Annotated in this window: 11 protein-coding genes; all 11 read left to right on the top strand. The window is 43.7% G+C overall.

What is annotated here, in order from left to right; genetic code table 11:
* Window positions 1–33: 33 nt before the first annotated feature.
* The 11 genes from D0T57_RS10990 to D0T57_RS10940 all read left to right on the top strand — a co-directional run bounded on the left by D0T57_RS10990 (window position 34) and on the right by D0T57_RS10940 (window position 17,813).
* The gene (locus D0T57_RS10990) at window positions 34–4,089 is read left to right on the top strand and encodes a hybrid sensor histidine kinase/response regulator transcription factor (RefSeq protein WP_185154669.1); all 4,056 of its coding nucleotides are present in this window, start codon (window positions 34–36) and stop codon (window positions 4,087–4,089) included.
* A 180-nt stretch (window positions 4,090–4,269) separates the two neighbouring features.
* Complete coding sequence (hepC, locus tag D0T57_RS10985) at window positions 4,270–6,252, top strand: heparin-sulfate lyase HepC (RefSeq protein WP_163273540.1); 1,983 nt, start codon at window positions 4,270–4,272, stop codon at window positions 6,250–6,252.
* Window positions 6,249–7,646, top strand: a complete 1,398-nt coding sequence (locus D0T57_RS10980; protein ID WP_163273539.1) for a sulfatase — start codon at window positions 6,249–6,251, stop codon at window positions 7,644–7,646. The genes hepC and D0T57_RS10980 overlap by 4 nt, the downstream gene beginning before the upstream one ends.
* Window positions 7,647–7,723: 77 nt before the next feature.
* Window positions 7,724–9,274 carry a sulfatase gene (locus D0T57_RS10975; protein ID WP_163273538.1) on the top strand — a complete coding sequence of 517 codons (1,551 nt, stop codon included), beginning with the start codon at window positions 7,724–7,726 and terminating at the stop codon, window positions 9,272–9,274.
* A 33-nt stretch (window positions 9,275–9,307) separates the two neighbouring features.
* Window positions 9,308–10,942, top strand: coding sequence for a Tat pathway signal sequence (locus tag D0T57_RS10970; protein ID WP_163273601.1), 1,635 nt, complete (start codon window positions 9,308–9,310; stop codon window positions 10,940–10,942).
* A 13-nt stretch (window positions 10,943–10,955) separates the two neighbouring features.
* Window positions 10,956–11,894, top strand: coding sequence for an ROK family protein (locus tag D0T57_RS10965; protein WP_163273537.1), 939 nt, complete (start codon window positions 10,956–10,958; stop codon window positions 11,892–11,894).
* Window positions 11,895–11,934: 40 nt separating this feature from the next.
* Window positions 11,935–12,660, top strand: coding sequence for a hypothetical protein (locus tag D0T57_RS10960; protein WP_163273536.1), 726 nt, complete (start codon window positions 11,935–11,937; stop codon window positions 12,658–12,660).
* A gap of 66 nt (window positions 12,661–12,726) precedes the next feature.
* A complete protein-coding gene (locus D0T57_RS10955; RefSeq protein WP_163273535.1) occupies window positions 12,727–15,324 on the top strand; it encodes a DUF4962 domain-containing protein in 2,598 nt (865 codons plus the stop codon).
* 223 nt (window positions 15,325–15,547) lie between these two features.
* Complete coding sequence (locus tag D0T57_RS10950) at window positions 15,548–16,312, top strand: hypothetical protein (RefSeq protein WP_163273534.1); 765 nt, start codon at window positions 15,548–15,550, stop codon at window positions 16,310–16,312.
* An 83-nt stretch (window positions 16,313–16,395) separates the two neighbouring features.
* Window positions 16,396–17,214, top strand: a complete 819-nt coding sequence (epsC, locus tag D0T57_RS10945) for a serine O-acetyltransferase EpsC (protein WP_163273533.1) — start codon at window positions 16,396–16,398, stop codon at window positions 17,212–17,214.
* Window positions 17,215–17,357: 143 nt separating this feature from the next.
* Window positions 17,358–17,813: a hypothetical protein gene (locus D0T57_RS10940; RefSeq protein WP_163273532.1), complete on the top strand. Its 456-nt coding sequence runs from the start codon at window positions 17,358–17,360 to the stop codon at window positions 17,811–17,813.
* The last annotated feature ends 74 nt before the right edge of the window (window positions 17,814–17,887 follow it).

The following is a 17,887-nucleotide window of genomic DNA, read 5'->3' as shown; positions in this document are numbered from 1 at the left end:
TTATTTTTATAAAAAAGCTAACATATAATCAATATGAAAAGAAAGTGCTTGTATATTCTTTTGGTATTATGGAGCAGTGTATTCGTTCCTGCATTTGCCAATAAAAGGATTCCCTCTATAAAATTCTCATCACTGTCTATCGAAAACGGTTTGTCGCAAAGCACAGTATTCGATATTATTCAAGACAGGAAAGGCTTTCTGTGGGTAGCCACAGCCGATGGGCTGAACAAATACGATGGATACACCTTCACTGTTTACAGGCACGAAAGCAACAACGAAAACTCGATCCAATCAGACCTTATCCGCAGCCTGTTCCTCGACAATAAAGGGCAACTGTGGGCAGGGACAAATGCTGGTGTAACTTTATACGACAACAAGAAAGACCTGTTTCATAGCTACCCTTACAAGGCTCAGGTAAACAGCCTGATACAAATATCCGACACAAGCCTCTATCTGGCTACCTCCGAAGGGCTCCTGTCTTTCAATACCGAACTGAATACCTACCGCACCCTGTCGGCCAAAGGGAGATTGTGCGACAACTTTCAGGTATTGGAGAAGTATAACGACCTGCTGCTGATCGGTACCAACAGCGGGTTGTATATGATGAACCTGAAAGACGAAAGCATCGTCCCTTTCAGGAGCGAATTGGCAGGCAAGAATATAATGGATATCTGCTCGGTCCGCAAAGGTATCTGGGTCGCAACCGAAGGACAAGGGCTATATTACATTACCGAAGATGGTAAAATAAAAAACTACAGGCACAACAAAAATGACGATAGAAGCATTTCGTCCGACTTTGTCAGAAGCCTTTGTGTAGACGATCAGCAACGGCTATGGGTAGGGACTTTCATCGGTTTGAATATTTTTGACGAAGTAGATGGCTCCTTTAGCCGCTATTACAGCAACGAAGTAGAAAAAAAATCGATCAACCAAAATTCAGTCCGTACACTATATCTCGACAATCAGGGCGCAATGTGGCTGGGTACTTTCTACGGAGGGCTGAACTATTACCACCCCTTGCAAAACCAGTTCGAAAGGATTAATCATATTCCGTATATTAATTCATTGAGCGATAATGTGGTAAGCTGCATAATAGAAGACAATCCTACCGAATTGTGGATAGGGACAAACGACAACGGGCTGAACCTGTACAACCTGAATACGAAACGATTTACCTATTATACCGCAAATCCCAATAATGGCAATGCAATATTATCGAACAATATAAAAGCCGTATTGGTAGATGGCAATCACGTATATATAGGCTCTCATGGAGGAGGATTGGCCAGGCTGGACAAAAGAACAAACAGCATAAGGAATTACACGGAACGAAACAGCGATATAGGCAGCGACAATGTATATTCCTTCTCAAAAGACTCGCATGGGAATATCTGGGTAGGAACATTGAACGGGCTTGTGGTTTACAACCCCGAGAAAGACACATTTACACCTTTTTCCTCTTTTTTGCCTGAGAATGGGCAGAAAAACAAATACCTGAGCAAGATAAACAAAAACCATATATATGTGCTGTTTCTCGACAGCAGGCAGCAAATGTGGATAGGAACCGAGAGTGGGATTTATACCTTTTCCTTCCTCACCAAAGAGATAAAAGAATATGAAATAGGAACAGAAGACTATATGTCGGCAAAGAGCCGTATCTATAGCATATTCGAAGACAAGCAAAACAAAATATGGATAGGGACAAACATAGGGCTGTGTACATTCAACGAAACCCAGAAAACATTCAAGACCATAACTACCGCCGATGGCTTACCCAACAATAATATATATGGCATTCTGCAAGATAGCTTCGACCGCCTATGGATCAGTACCAACCGCGGACTGGCTTGCTACAATCCCAAGAATGAGGAGATAAGGACATATTCGTTGCTGGATGGGTTGCAGGGCGAACAGTTCAACAGCTATGCGTATTGCAAAACGTCGTCGGGCGAAATGTTCTTTGGCGGGATAAGCGGTATCACATCCTTTTTTCCCGAACAACTGACCGACAACCCGTTCACTCCGTCGGTAATGCTCACTCAATTACTATTATTCAACAGGCCTGTTATTCCGGGCGACAATACAGGAATACTATCCGAAGACATCAGCGAGACAAAAAGCATTACATTGCAACCCGGACAAACATCTATAGGCCTGCTGTTTACAGTGCCCAACTTTCTTTCGGCGCAGCATAATACCTTCGCATACAAGCTCGAAGGCTTCGACACCGACTGGATTTATACCGAGGACAGGCGCACTATATCCTATTCCAACCTCAAATACGGCAAATATACTTTCTATGTGAAAGCAGCCAACAGCGATGGGAAATGGAACGAAGAGCCAACCATCCTTACAATAGAAATACTGCCCCATTGGTGGGAAACCGTATGGGCAAGAATCTTATTCGCAGCAATAGCATTTGCAATACTATTCCTGTTGCTCAAGTTCTTATACAACCGTCAACGGCTGAAAAACCAATTGGCACTCGAACGCTTGGAGAAAGAAAAAATGGACGAAGTAAACCAGATGAAACTGCGTTTCTTTATCAATATTTCGCACGAATTTCGTACCCCTCTCACCCTGATAATATCCCCTTTGCAGGAGATACAAAATATGACCAACGACAAGCGGATACAAAACCAGGTGAAAATAATAGAACGCAATTCCAACAAACTGCTATACCTGATAAATCAACTGATGGACTACCGCCGTGCAGAGTTAGGGGTATTCGAACTGAAAGTTGCGGAGCAAAGCCCATTGCCTCAGATCGAGAACTCGATGAGCCTATTCGAACGCTTGTCTAAACAAAAAGATATAGACTTTATACTGGAGGATGAACTGAAGAACAAACCTGTAATTTACGATCCTCATTATCTCGACCTTATCTTATCGAACCTTTTGTCCAACGCATTCAAATTCACGCCGGAACATGGTTCTATAATCATCAGTTTGAAAATTGCAGAAGGTAATTTCATCATGTCTGTTAAAGATTCGGGTATAGGAATATCGCCAGAGTATCAGGCACGCATATTCGAACGCTTCTATCAGGTAAACTCCGACAATATAGGTACAGGTATAGGGCTTTCGCTGGTAAAACGCCTTGTAGACCTGCATCACGGACAGATTACGCTCAATAGCAAACCGGGCAAGAGTTCGGAGTTCATCGTTTCCCTGCCCCAACAAAAAGAAGTATATACCGAGCAGGAGCTTACCGATATCAATAGCGAAGGTGCTGCGCACAAAATAATGGCTCACGACGAAGTAGATGTAGTCCGCCTGCTGAAAGAAAACGGGCATAGCACCGACAATGAAGAGGAATTAGGTGAAGGCAAGCCCGTTATACTTATTATAGAAGACGATATGGATGTAAGGAACTATCTTGCCGATAGCCTCCGCCAATCGGCGAATGTACTGGTTGCCCCCGATGGGGAAGAAGGGCTGAGGCTGGTGAAAGAGAAAAAGATAGACCTGGTACTCACCGATGTTATGCTGCCGGGTATAGACGGTATGAAAGTATGTAAAACCATCAAGCAAAACATACGTACCAGCCATATCCCCGTCATCATGCTCACAGCCAAAACAAACCAGCAAGACCAGATGGAAGGCCTCTCGGTAGGTGCCGACGACTATGTGTACAAACCTTTCAATATCTCTATATTGAAAATGAAAGTACACAATATGCTCAAGGCACGTACACGCACATTGGAGCATTATTCCAACAACCTCGATGTCGATCCGCAGAAGATCACTTTCAACGAGATGGACAAGGAATTTCTCGAAAAAGCCAAGTCTATTGTCGAGCAAAACCTCGATAATATAGACTTCTCTATCGACGATTTTTGCAGCAAAATGGCGATGAGCCGTTCCAACCTTCACCTCAAGATGAAGGCGATAACAGGAGAGTCTACCATCGAGTTTATCAAGAAAATAAGGTTTAGCCATGCCTGCAACCTGCTCAAAGACGGACGGTATTCGATCGCCGAAATCAGTACGATGGTAGGCTTCAATACACCTTCATACTTCACTACCAGTTTCAAGAAATATTTTGGAATTTTACCTACCGAATATGTAAAGAAAATGGATAAATAGACAATTTTAATCTTTTTCGAAATAAAATTGATATTTACTGGCACTATATTTCAATATTGCAGGACATAACTGAAAGCCTCTTTTGTATATATTGTATAATATTGCAGTATCAGTAATACCGTTTCTGGCTGGATGTAAAACACCTGTTCCGGAACAAATCAATATCTAATAACATAATATATGAAAAAACTCGTTTTCGCTATTTCCTTCTTTATGCTTGCTTTTATGGCAAAAGGACAGGAACTCAACACGGAAGTGTTCAATGTTATAAATCTTAACTATGAAGGCTTAAGCAAAGTAAAAGAACTACACGCCGCAGGCAAGGATAAAGAAGCGGCTGCCGCACTACTCGATTATTACCGCAAACGTCAGGGAATCAGTCATCCGGATGTCGACCTGAACAATGTGAAAATAACGAAAGAAGAACAAAAATGGGCTGATGACGGGTTGAAGCATGTCTTTTTCGTGCATAAGGGTTATCAACCATCTTATCATTATGGAGACGATATCAACTGGCAATACTGGCCGGTAAAAGATAACGAACTGCGCTGGCAGTTACACCGCACCAAATGGTGGCAACCAATGGGTAAGGCATATTTCATTACAAAAGACGAAAAATATGCCAAAGAATGGGTACATCAGTATATGGACTGGATAGAGAAAAACCCATTGATATTGAAGAAATATAACAACGAAGACCCTGATGCCAACGTAGACCTTATAGACAACGTTCGTTTTGCATGGCGTCCGCTTGAGGTAAGCCACCGTGTACAGGATCAGACAATACAGTTTTTGCTATTCCTCAATTCTCCGCACTTTACGCCCGAATTTCTATCTCAGTTTCTTGTTAACTACAGCAAGCACGCCGAGCATATACTCAAAAACTACTCGAAACAAGGAAACCACCTGTTGTTCGAAGCTCAACGCGAATTATATGCAGGCGTATTATTCCCTGAGTTTAAGAATGCTCCTACATGGAGGAAAAGCGGTATAGACATCCTTAACCGCGAAATAAAAATACAGGTTTACGAAGACGGTATGCAATACGAATTAGACCCGCACTACCATCTGGCAGCTATCAATATTTTTGCCAAAGCTATCAGCATAGCCGATGCCAACGGGTTCAGAGACGAATTGCCGGGCTCATATTTCGACACTGTGGAAAAAATGATTATGATCGTTATCAATACCTTCTTCCCCGACTATACAAACCCGATGTTCAGCGATGCCAAGCTGGACGACAAAAGGTCTATGCTTCGCAACTACAGGTCGTGGGCGAAAATGTTCCCTCGCAACGAAGCTATACGGTACATGAGAAACGAACACAAGAAAGGCACCCCGCCTGCCAACCTTTCGATAGCTTTCAAACCTTCGGGCTTCTTCGTATTCCGCAACGGCTGGGAAACCGATGCTACCCAAATGACACTGAAAGCAGGGCCTCCTGCATTCTGGCACAACCAACCCGATAATGGTACATTCGAACTGTATATCAACGGACGCAATTTCTTCCCCGATGCAGGAAGCTATGTATATGGCGGCGACAAAGATGTATTGGCAGAGCGCAACTGGTTCCGTCAGACAATGGTACACAAAACGCTGACGCTGGACAATGCTAACCTCGACAGCACTGATACTAAATGCCTGTTGTGGGAAACTACTCCTAAACTGGATAAATTGGTTCTTCAAAACCCTAGCTATAAAGGATTAGACCATCGCCGTTCGGTATTCTTTGTCGATCAGAAATTCTTTGTCATAGTAGATGAGGCAATAGGCGATGCAAAAGGTAATGTGGCAATACATTATCAAATGTGTGAAGGAAAGGTAAATGTAGCAAAAGACAAATTGTCGGCAGCCACACAATTCGAAGACAAGAATAATGTCCTTCTGCAATGTTTCCCTGCACAACCGGTCGATATGGTTGAAGAAGAAGGTTGGGTGTCTTATGCTTACCGCAAAAAGGCAAAACGTGAGGCATTTGCTTTTACCACCGATAAGAAGGACAATACGCCTGTGCGCTTCATCACAGTTATAATGCCTGTCGAAAACGAACAATCGGCGCCTAAAATACAGGCAACGTTCGAAAATAAGCAATTCGACAAAAATGGATTGAAAATAAAGGTAGAAGTAGGTAAGAAGAAGTATAACTTAAATTATACTCTATGAAACAACGCAACCTTACAGTTGCATCCTCCCTGTTGATGGGCGGATTGGGAATGGTGTCGGCACAACAAGTGCCGGCACAGTCCAATAATAAGCAACAGGATAAGCCAAATATTATACTTATCATTACCGACCAACAAACAGCTTCGGCGATGAGTTGCGCCGGCAATCCCTATGTGCAGACTCCCGGTATGGATATGCTGGCGAAGGATGGCATCCGCTTTAGCCGTTCGTATGTTACATATCCCCTGAGTGGACCGTCGCGTTCGAGCCTGATAACAGGCCGTATGCCCGTGGAGATAGGTGTGAAAGATAACGGAGGCGAATTGCCTGGCCAACAGATGCAAAATAGCATAGGCTATACTGTTTCTGCTGCCGGATACGATTGCCTCTATGCCGGAAAATGGCACGCACCCGAACTGGTAAATATACCCGAAGAGGGGACGGGTTTCGAGAAAGTATGCGACATGAACGACCTTATATTAGTTGACAGTTGCATTCCCCATCTGAAAAAGAAGAGGGAGAAACCGCTCTTTTTGGTTGCTTCTTTCCTCAATCCGCACGAGATATGCGAATTTGCACGCGACGAGGCGTTGCATTACGGCAAACTTTCTGTTGCTGATATATCAGAATGTCCGCCATTGCCCTACAATGCGTCTATTCCTGCATATTATCCCGAAGCTATAACACTGCACCGGCAATGGGTGCCGAAGTCTTACCCTATCGGAATGTATAGCGATGACGACTGGCGCCGCTACTTGTATGCGTACTATCGTCTGGTGGAAAGGGTGGATAAAGAAATTGTGAGGTTGGTAAGTGAACTGAAAAAGAACAATCTGTACGACAACAGCCTGATACTCTTTGTCAGCGATCATGGCGATGGGGTAGGGGCGCACCGTGCAAACCAGAAAAGGGTGCTGCACGAAGAGATAATCCGTGTACCTTTCATTGTAAAAGCACCTGATAGCAAGACAAAAAGCGTAGTTAACGACGAGGCGTTGGTCAGCATCAATCTTGATATATACCAGACCATCTGCGACTATGCAGGAGCAGGTGAGAACAAGGAACTGAGCGGCAGAAGCCTGCGTATGATTCTTGATGGCAAAACAAACACACATCATACGGAAGTTTATGTCGAAACACTGCTCGACGGCATTGATACCAGAGGTTGGTCGGTTGTCGGCAAAGATTTTAAATATACGCTTTATCGCTACTTTAAAAACAAGGAGCAACTTGTAAACCTGAAAGACGACCCATACGAAATGCAAAATCTGGCTGTGGATAAGCAATATGAAAACACATTGCTCGCCATGCGGCAAAAATTGTACGACTGGGGGGTGAAGACAAACGATAAGATGTTGGTAAGGTTATTGAAAGACGAACTAAGCGGCAGGTAACTTCTTATGTCATAGCGATTAGCTGACTCGCCTGATTGTATCTCGTATCTCTGTAATTAAAACAAAAACAATATACCATGAAACAATATACTCCACTACTACTCTTACCTTTAGCTCTTGCAGCCTGCAAAGAAAAGCCTCAGGAACAGAAACGTCCCAACATTCTTTTTATAATGACGGACGACCATACCACCCAGGCTATCAGTGCTTACGGAGGCAAATTGGTAGAGACGCCCAATATAGACCGCATAGCAAACGAAGGTATCCGTTTCGACAACTGCTATGCTACCAATGCACTGTCGGGCCCGTCTCGGGCTTGCATCCTTACAGGTAAGTTCGGACACATCAATGGTTTCACCGATAATGCCAAGACATTCGATGGCAGTCAGGAGACTTTTTCCAAGATATTACAACGCAATGGCTATCAAACTGCTATTATAGGCAAATGGCATCTGATCTCAGAGCCGCAAGGGTTCGACTATTGGAGCATCCTCTCAGGCCAGCACGAGCAGGGCGATTACTATAATCCCGATTTTGTGGAGAACGGCAAAGCTATTCAGGAACAGGGGTATGCTACTGATATAATTACCGATAAAGCGATAGACTATATAAAAAACAGGGACGCTTCCAAGCCTTTTGCCATGATGGTGCACCAAAAAGCTCCTCATCGCAACTGGATGCCTGCCGAAAGGCATTTGGGCGCGTTCAACGATATTACCTTCCCCGAACCCGACAATCTGTTCGACGATTTTGCCACCCGCAGCCGCGCTCCTAAAGAGCAGGATATGTCGATAGCAAAAACGCTGACCGATTATTGGGACTTGAAACTGGCGACAGCCGAAGAGCTTGCCAAAGACGATTTTCCGGACAAACGTTTCAAAGCAGTATATGAGCGTATGCCGCAATCGGCTAAAGATAAATGGAACGAAGTCTATGCGCAACGGATCAATGAGTTCCGCAGCAAAAAGATGACAGACAAAGAACTCGTCAGTTGGAAATACCAGCAATATATGCGCGACTATCTGGCTACTACTTTGGCTGTAGACGAGGGTATAGGCAAAATACTTCAATACCTCGAAGATATAGGCGAACTTGATAATACAATCATCGTTTACACTTCCGACCAAGGGTTCTTCTTAGGCGAACACGGCTTTTTCGACAAACGCTTTATGTACGAAGAGTGCCAGCGTATGCCGCTTGTAGTGCGTTATCCGAAAGCTGTAAAGGCAGGCAGCACCACTTCGGCATTGAGCATGAATGTGGATTTTGCCCCTACATTCCTCGATATTGCAGGCGTTGAAGTCCCATCCGATATGCAGGGACAATCTTTATTGCCTGTACTGTCTAACGAAGGGAACACACCAGAAAACTGGCGGAAAGCAGCCTATTACCATTACTTCGAATATCCTGCCGAGCACAGTGTAAAACGACACTATGGAATAAGGACAGACCGCTATAAGTTGATACACTTCTACAACGATATCGACGAATGGGAGATGTACGACCTGCAAAGCGACCCGAAAGAAATGAATAACCTCTACGGGCAACCTAAATATGCAGAGATACAGAAAGAACTGGAAGATATATTGGCACAAAATAGAGAACAATATAAAGACAATGTAAAATAACATTAAGTAAAATATTATAACACTATAACCATGATGAACAGACGCAAATTTATAAGAAGTGCCGGCGTAACCCTTGCAGGTATAGCGGCCGGAGGCAGCTTATTACAAAATACAGCAAGCGCAATGGCCAAAGGAAGTAAAGACATCCCTTTGGGCGCTGATAACAACCTGAAAGTGTTCTGGGGCGATATCCACAACCACTGTAACCTTACATACGGTCACGGAGGAATGAAAGAAGCATTTGAGGCTGCTAAAGGGCAGCTCGATTTCGTAGCAGTTACTCCCCATGCTATGTGGCCGGATATTCCGGGCAAGAATGATCCCCGCCTCGAATGGGTTATAGAATATCACGAGAGCGCTTTTCGCCGTCTGCGCGCGGGAGGTTGGGATAAGTATGTGAAAATGACGAATGAATACAATAAGGAAAACGAATTCCTTACATTCCTGTCTTACGAATGCCACAGCATGGAGCATGGCGACCATGTGGTACTGAACTACGACCTGAATGCACCATTGGTAGAATGTACTTCGGTGGAGGACTTAAAGAAGAAACTTCTGGGAACAAGAACCTTTATCACTCCTCACCACATGGGCTACCAGGAAGGATACAGGGGCTATAACTGGAAATACTTCTCGGAAGGCAGCCAGACGCCTTTTGTCGAAATGTATTCGCGTCACGGACTTGCCGAGAGCGACTTGGGCGACTACCCTTATTTGCACGATATGGGACCCCGCCACTGGGAAGGTACAATCATGTACGGGCTGAACCAGGGACATAAGTTCGGAATCATGGGCTCTACCGACCAGCACGCCGGCTATCCGGGCAGTTACGGCGACGGGCGCATCGGCGTTTATGCTCCGGCACTTACACGCGAAGCCATCTGGGATGCGCTGCAAAACCGTAAGGTATGCTGCGCAACAGGCGATAAGATACTGATTGATTTCCGTATCAACGATGCCTCGATAGGGGATGTAATAAAAGGTAACAACCGGCGCATATACGTAAATGTGATAGGCGAAAGTGCTATCGACTATATCGACATTGTGAAAAATGGACAAACCGTCGGACGCATCAGCGGGCCATTAACTCCACATATTCCAGCGGAAGACGTAATAAGGGCTAAGGTGAAATTCGAGTTTGGCTGGAACCGTTTCGAAGAACCTGTGAAATGGGACGGCTCTATCAAGATAAACAACGGGACTATCAACGAGGTTACTTCCTGCTTCCGCGGAGCGCCATACACATCGCCGCAAAAAGGAGTGAAGGAACAGCCTACATTGGTAAACAAGGTACTGGACAAAAACAGCAAGAGTGTGCAACTGGAAATGTACACTACTAAGAACCCTAATACGGTGACAGCATCTACCCAGGCGGTTATTCTCGATGTAACGATGTCGAAATCGGGAGTGTTTACCGTAGAATTTAACGGTAAGAAATTCGATTATACATTAGCAGAATTGCTGCAAGGCACTAAAACCCAGTTTATGAACGGATGGCTCAGCGAAGCCATACAGTTTCACCGTGCTATACCTGTGTCGGCATTCACATTCGAGCACTTCATGACAGATGATAAGCCGGAGAAAAGCACCGACCATTATTATGTACGTGTACGCCAACGCGACAATCAGTGGGCATGGAGTTCGCCTATCTGGGTAGAAAGAATTTAAAGGTATTTAGATAATGAAATATGCAATAGGTTTAGATTTAGGCGGTTCGTCCATCAAGTATGGACTAGTTGGCAACGAGGGGACTATCGTAAAAGAAGGCAAGATCCCCTCTTGCGCTGACGAATCGGCTGAGAAAATTGTAGGGCAGTTACTATTGGCTGTAGATACGGTGACGCAATATGCCAAAGAAAACGACATGGAAATTTGTGGTATAGGCATAGGCACTCCCGGTATTGTAGACGAGAAAAACGGTATTGTATTAGGTGGTGCGGAGAATCTTGCGGAGTGGGAAAATATTCCTTTGGCAAAGATTGTAAAAGAACATTCAGGACTCGATACGTATGTAAACAACGATGCCAACGTAATGGGACTTGCCGAAGCCCGCTTTGGTGCAGCCAAAGGATGTACAGATGTCGTATTCCTTACAGTAGGAACGGGCATCGGCGGAGCCGTAATTATCGGCGGAAAGCTCTATGGCGGATACCAAAACCGTGGTACAGAACTTGGGCATTTTCCTTTCGTTGCCAATGGCGAGCCATGCGCTTGCGGTTCGGTAGGATGCCTCGAAACATATGCTTCTGCCGCAGCTATGGTCAAACGTTACCGGAAGATGTATGAAGAAAAACACAAATCATCATCGCCGGATGTGGATGGCGAGCATATTATAAACCTCTACAAGTCGGGAGACGAAACGGCAATTGCTGCTATCGACGAGAATTGCAACTTTCTGGGGCATGCCATAGCCGGTTTTATCAATATTTTCAGTCCGCAGAAAGTGATTGTTGGCGGAGGATTGACCGATGCCGGTGAATTTTATATAGATAAAATCAGAGACGCGGCCATGTGTTATGTTATGTCCGATTGTGCAGTCAATACGACGATAGAGCGTGCTGTGCTAGGTAATAAAGCCGGATTTATGGGGGCTGTGGGCTTATGCTTTTCCTCTCAATAAATCCTATTTAAACAGACTCTTAATCTAAAAAAATAAAACCATGAAAACTCTAAAAAAAATTTCAGTATTAGTAATTATTCTTTCATGTAGCTTGCTAGGTAAAGCACAAGGATTTGCACAATTTAATGCTCAGGGAGCAATAACAGAAGCCAGAATAAAAGATAATGGAAAAAATAAAACTTCAGTCGTCGAACAAATCGTAGGAACAGGTGTAGACCTTAAAAAAATAGATTTTAAGTATAAGCTATATAGTGCCTGTACTTTGGAACAACCAATTGAAGCAGATTTTACCCAAGCACAAAATGTGAAAATAAGCAAGCAAGATGAATCAAAAAACTGGACAATAAGTGTAAAACAACTCAAACCGGCAAGCTTGCCTTTCGTCCTTTCGTTCTCAGACTCAAATGGCTCAGTTTATAATTCGGATGTAGTTGGCTGGGCTACATACGGAACAGATGAAACAAAACCAACAGTAGCTCGTTTCGGAGACAAAAACGTATCGTTTTATGTAGCATTTGATGGCGTAGCAAAGGAAGTATCTTATAAATTGACTGCCGTAGGAACTGTTTTCGATGGAAAATTCTTAGTAGAGGAATCCGCAGACGGAAAAAAATGGACTGTAATTGCTGAATACAATGATAAAAATACATTTGAAAAAGATTCAGAATTTACAAATCAACTGTCGGAAGATTCCCGTTTTGTTAGATGGACATATGCCGACCGCAAAAAAGTAAATGTCAACCTGAACGACATTTCGATTCGTTAAAGCGTTGCTATGACCGTGTTTGGGATTGTTTACTTTACTTTTGTCACCTTCCATAAAAAAAATATCATGAAAAATAGAATATGTATTATCTTACTATTATCATTAATAGTGCATAATGTACTGGCTCAATCTACAATAAAACTAACAGATGCTACGCTTATGCATGAGATGCGGGAAACCTCATCGCCTCTAAATAATGCAGTTATATCAGACCGCAATGTGTCGTTTATGTGGCCTCTCAAAGATAATACAGGTGCCCGAGGTAGTGCCCTTGACGGAGTAGAATCTAAAACCCGCCACAAAAAGCCTGATGCAAATAAGGTAAATTACAAGCTTCGGTTTTCTCAGGATCCGGCTCTGGAAAAAGATGTTGTAAATGCCGAAACCTCATGGCCTTTCTACAATCCCGAACAAGTTTTGTCGCCGGGGATCTGGTACTGGCAATATGCTTATGTAGATGGAGATAAAACAGAATGGTCGGAAAAGCTTCAATTCACAGTAAAGGATAATCCTGCGAAATTTTGTCCTCCGCCTTACAGTACAGTAATTAAAAAACTGCCTACAAACCACCCCCGCATATTAGTTTTCGAAAGTGAGTGGGATAGCTTTATCAGCCAAAATAAACAGGCACAGGAGCGTGAATGGTATCTCGGAAGGGCTGATAAGGTTTTGAAAACAAAACTGGCAAATCTGGCTAATGACATAGATACAAGCAAGGTTGCCGGGTTGGACAATGCAGTGAAAAGGAATGCCCTGCTAACCCGCGAAAGCCGCCGCATTATCGACCGCGAAGAATCGAACATAGAAGTGCTGGTAAGAGCCTATGTGCTGACAAAAGACAAGGTGTACTATGATGCCGCAATGAAGCGGATAGAAGAAATGGTGAGCTGGAAAAACTCTCCTTACCTTGTAGGCGATTTCAACCAGGCGACTTTGTTATCCCTGTCTTCTATGGCATACGATTCGTTTTACAGCCTGTTGTCCGATTCACAAAAGCAAATGCTGCTGAAAGAAATAAAGGAAAATGGCTCGAAGATATTCAATCACTTTGTCAATCATCTCGAAAATCATATTGCCGATAATCACAATTGGCAGATGAATCTGCGCATCTTCACTATGGCTGCATTCGCCGTATATGGAGAATTGCCCGAAGCAGCGAAATGGACTGAATATAGCTACAATATATGGCTTGCCCGCTTCCCTGGGCTTAACGCCGATGGTGGCTGGCACAATGGCGACTCGTATTTTCATGTAAATATCCGTACCTTGGTAGAAGTCCCCTATTTCTATAGCCGGCTAAGTGGCTACGACTTCTTTTCCGACCCTTGGTACAAAGGTTCTGCCATGTATGTTATCTATCAGCAACCGCCATTCTCCAAATCGGGAGGAAACGGTAGTTCGCACCAGAATGTAAAGAAACCGAACGGCCCACGCCTGGCTTATGCCGATGCATTGGCTAAACTGACCAACAATACATATCTAGCCGATTATGTACGCACTATATCCGGTAATGAGCCGGAACTGATGAAAAAGGGATTTATGGGAAAGGCCGGCGATCTATCTTGGTTCAGAATGCAGTGCCAAAAACAGTTGCCAAGAGGTAAAGGGTTGGAAAGCCTTCCATTATCTTACGTCTTTCCTCAAACGGGTTTAGCCTCGTTTATGTCCGATTGGCACAATCTCAGTAAAAATGCTATGCTCAGTTTCCGCTCCAGCCCCTACGGGTCTACCTCTCATGCTTTGGCAAATCAGAATGCGTTTAATACATTCTATGGCGGCAAGTCGTTGTTTTACAGCAGTGGGCATCATATCAGCTTTACCGACCAGCACAGTATCTATTCGCACCGCAGCACACGGGCACATAATACTATCCTGGTGAATGGTATGGGACAAAAAATAGGGACAGAAGGCTATGGCTGGATTCCGCGCTACTATTCCGGCAGTAAAATAGGATATGTGGTAGGCGATGCTTCGAATGCTTACGGAGAGGTGACTTCGTCGCTTTGGCTCGAACGCGGGCGGTTGTCGGAACTTGAATATATACCCGAAAACGGATGGGACAAAAATCACCTGAAAACCTTCCGCCGCCATATTGTACAACTGGGCAGTGCTGACCTCATCTTTATTTACGACGAACTGGAAGCCGATACGGATGTCAATTGGAACTACTTGCTGCATACCGTAGAAAACCCGATGACGGTAGAAGAAAAGAACTATTTTGTACACATAAAAGCAACTAATGCTGACGGGGTATCCGATGCTTATTTGTTCTCCAGCGATAAATTGGATGTGGAAGAGTCTAATAAATTCTTCTATCCGGCAATAAACTGGCTAAGGGCTGACGACAAAGGCCATTTTGCTCCATATAAAGACCATTGGCACTTTACGGCAACAACACCCAAGAAGAAAACCTGCCGTTTTGCGACAGTGATAAGTACCCACCATCAAAAAGATAACGGGGCAGTACCTCAGCTTATTTCTAATGACCGGATACAGGTTGGCGAATGGATAATAAAGTTGAGTTTATCTTCCGGCGGAAAAACAACATTTTCGGTAGAAAACAAGAAGGAAAATGTAAGTCTCGTTTATGACGATACTACAACTATCAGCGAAGAGGGCAAGACAACTGTATTGAAAGATATGGTGCCAGAGCTGGAAATATAAGGAGTTTCTTTTCTGTGAGACAATTAACGAAGGTGTCCTAAAAGTAATAAAGGGCACCTTTTTTATGTTTCTGTAGTGAAGTGTTCCGAAAGTGATTGGGTGAGAGGCAGGGCATTTTTAGACAAAAAGATAATTGCTCTTGGGACAACTTCATTTTTTTTGTAATCTCATTATGGAATTTATACCTTTACTCACTCTAGTAAATTTAAGAAAACAGAACACCATGATTACGCGACTCCTTACCTTTGGCTTTCTTCTTCTCCAATCTCTATTTCTCTTTTCGCAGGAGGCAAAAACCATACACATACTGGTAGCCCTTTGCGACAACCAATATCAAGGCATAGTAAAAGTACCAAAAGGTATAGGCAACGGGCAAGACCCTCATACCAACCTGTATTGGGGATGTGGCTACGGCATACGCACATATTTTAAGAAGAGTGCCAGTTGGAAAGAAGTAAAAAGAGAGAAGGTAGATGATATCCGTCTCGAAAGGATCGTATTCAAACACAAGACCAAGAATTATTATCTGGTGGCCGATGCCTACGACGGACGCTTCATTAGCAACTGTACGATAGACTTCCTCAAATCGTGTGCCGGCAGCATGAAAGATACCATTGTGATAAACAACAAGAGTATCGGGATTAACGGAAATGCACAACTGGTAGCATACATCGGGCACAACGGGTTGATGGACTTCAACCTGGCAGAAACATACAAAAACAGCGATGGCAAGAAACGCGATGCCATAATCCTTGCCTGCTACAGCAAGCGGTATTTCGCTCCCTACCTGAAAGCTGCCGGAGCCAATCCGTTGCTTTGGTCTACCCACCTGATGAGCCCCGAAGCTTATACGATACACGATGCTATTGCCTCCTATATCAACGGGGCCAGCGCGGCGGCAGTACGCGAAGCGGCAGCCACAGCTTACAACAAATATCAGAAATGTGGGATAAAAGGTGCTAGAGGATTGCTGGTGACGGGATACTGAATGTATATGCCGGCCATATAGAAACTCTTTTTTCGGTATATCCGTTTTAATTCTTACATTTGTTTCTCTCAAAGCCTATTTTTATGACTAATATCTACCAAATAGCGAATAAACTAAGAGCCGAGTCGAAACACTTGCCGATAAACAGGATCGAACTCGAAGATGCACTCAATACACTTATCCACCGTGTGTTGTTTCCTATATGCGATCAGGAGAAATCGAGAGAAAAAAAACTATATTATTTCTATTCGGTATTGGTAGAAAACATAACAGCCCTGCTCAACAGGCAACAGGCTGAAGAAATGGTGGATAAATTTATCTCCGGCCTACCTGAGTTGCAAGACAGGCTTTACCGCGAGGCTGCCGTATATTTCGAAAACGACCCTGCCGCAAAGTCCATCGAGGAAGTAATACTCACCTATCCCGGATTCTTTGCACAGGTGGTACACCGCATATCGCACGAACTGCATAAGATGGACACCCCCATTATTCCGCGGCTGTTTTCCGAATATGCGCATAGCAAGGTAGGCATCGATATCAACCCCGGAGCGCAGATAGGTCATTCGTTCTATATAGACCACGGCACAGGCATCGTAATAGGCGAAACTACCGTAATAGGCGACAATGTGAAAATATACCAGGGGGTTACGCTTGGCGCACTGTTTGTAACCAAAAGCCTGAGTAACGAAAAACGCCACCCTACCATAGAAGACAATGTGGTGATATATGCGGGGGCAACCATACTCGGTGGCAAAACAGTAGTAGGGCACGACTCTATCATCGGAGGTAATGCCTGGCTGACAAAAAGCGTAGTACCCTATTCGCTGGTGCAGCAGAATGCCGAAATACGGATACACAATACATTAAGCAAAGACGGGTATATACTCGATTTCGATATATAAAAAACCTTTTTGGCTGTTTAATTTCTGCCAGCATTCTCGCGTCTTGTATTTTTTCTTAACTTTGTGAATAACTGTTTTGATTTTTATAGTACATGACAATAATTTAAACAGTTACTAATTATAAACCAGTAATATAGATTAATATGGGGACAGCAGGAAACAGGGATACAACAACGCTTATAAAGGATACGTTCCTGCAAGCAATCGACTCATTGAACAACGATTACAAGGGGAGTTCGCTTACAGATATTTTTATTACTGTAGACAAAGAGAGCGGAGAAGTAACCTTCTACGATGATGAGGAAAATAAAGTAGCCGACATCGTGGTCTTCAACTGGGTAGATAAAATGGACGAGCTCGGCGACAGCGAAGTTATATCCGTACTAAGGGATGTCTCCAAACAACTCGACGATGAAGACAAGTTTGATATATTGGATATATACAAACCATTTTCGGTGAACTATTCGGACGAAAACTTTATCGTTGTCGAAGAACTGTTACTTATCAACGAAGATTCTATCGTGAAGTTTGATGAAGGGATGATGGAAAAATTCGACCGCCAGTTTGATGATTTTCTCGACAAGCTGCTGAAAGAATAAAAGCGCGTCCAATATTTACTAACAGTTGCTAAATATCTATAAAAACATTGACCAGGTTTTCATTTTATAAGATT

Source organism: Dysgonomonas sp. 511 (assembly GCF_010501105.1).
GTDB lineage: Bacteria > Bacteroidota > Bacteroidia > Bacteroidales > Dysgonomonadaceae > Dysgonomonas.
The sequence above is the reverse complement of the archived record's forward strand: the minus strand, read 5'-3'. Positions and strand labels throughout refer to the sequence as shown.

Bases quoted from the DNA above. Each gene is read 5' to 3' on its own strand.
- D0T57_RS10940 (WP_163273532.1), top strand. From the start codon at position 17,358: ATGGGGACAGCAGGAAACAGGGATACAACAACGCTTATAAAGGATACG.
- D0T57_RS10955 (WP_163273535.1), top strand. From the start codon at position 12,727: ATGAAAAATAGAATATGTATTATCTTACTATTATCATTAATAGTGCAT.
- D0T57_RS10980 (WP_163273539.1), top strand. From the start codon at position 6,249: ATGAAACAACGCAACCTTACAGTTGCATCCTCCCTGTTGATGGGCGGA.
- hepC (WP_163273540.1), top strand. From the start codon at position 4,270: ATGAAAAAACTCGTTTTCGCTATTTCCTTCTTTATGCTTGCTTTTATG.
- D0T57_RS10970 (WP_163273601.1), top strand. From the start codon at position 9,308: ATGAACAGACGCAAATTTATAAGAAGTGCCGGCGTAACCCTTGCAGGT.
- D0T57_RS10950 (WP_163273534.1), top strand. From the start codon at position 15,548: ATGATTACGCGACTCCTTACCTTTGGCTTTCTTCTTCTCCAATCTCTA.
- D0T57_RS10965 (WP_163273537.1), top strand. From the start codon at position 10,956: ATGAAATATGCAATAGGTTTAGATTTAGGCGGTTCGTCCATCAAGTAT.
- D0T57_RS10990 (WP_185154669.1), top strand. From the start codon at position 34: ATGAAAAGAAAGTGCTTGTATATTCTTTTGGTATTATGGAGCAGTGTA.
- D0T57_RS10960 (WP_163273536.1), top strand. From the start codon at position 11,935: ATGAAAACTCTAAAAAAAATTTCAGTATTAGTAATTATTCTTTCATGT.
- epsC (WP_163273533.1), top strand. From the start codon at position 16,396: ATGACTAATATCTACCAAATAGCGAATAAACTAAGAGCCGAGTCGAAA.
- D0T57_RS10975 (WP_163273538.1), top strand. From the start codon at position 7,724: ATGAAACAATATACTCCACTACTACTCTTACCTTTAGCTCTTGCAGCC.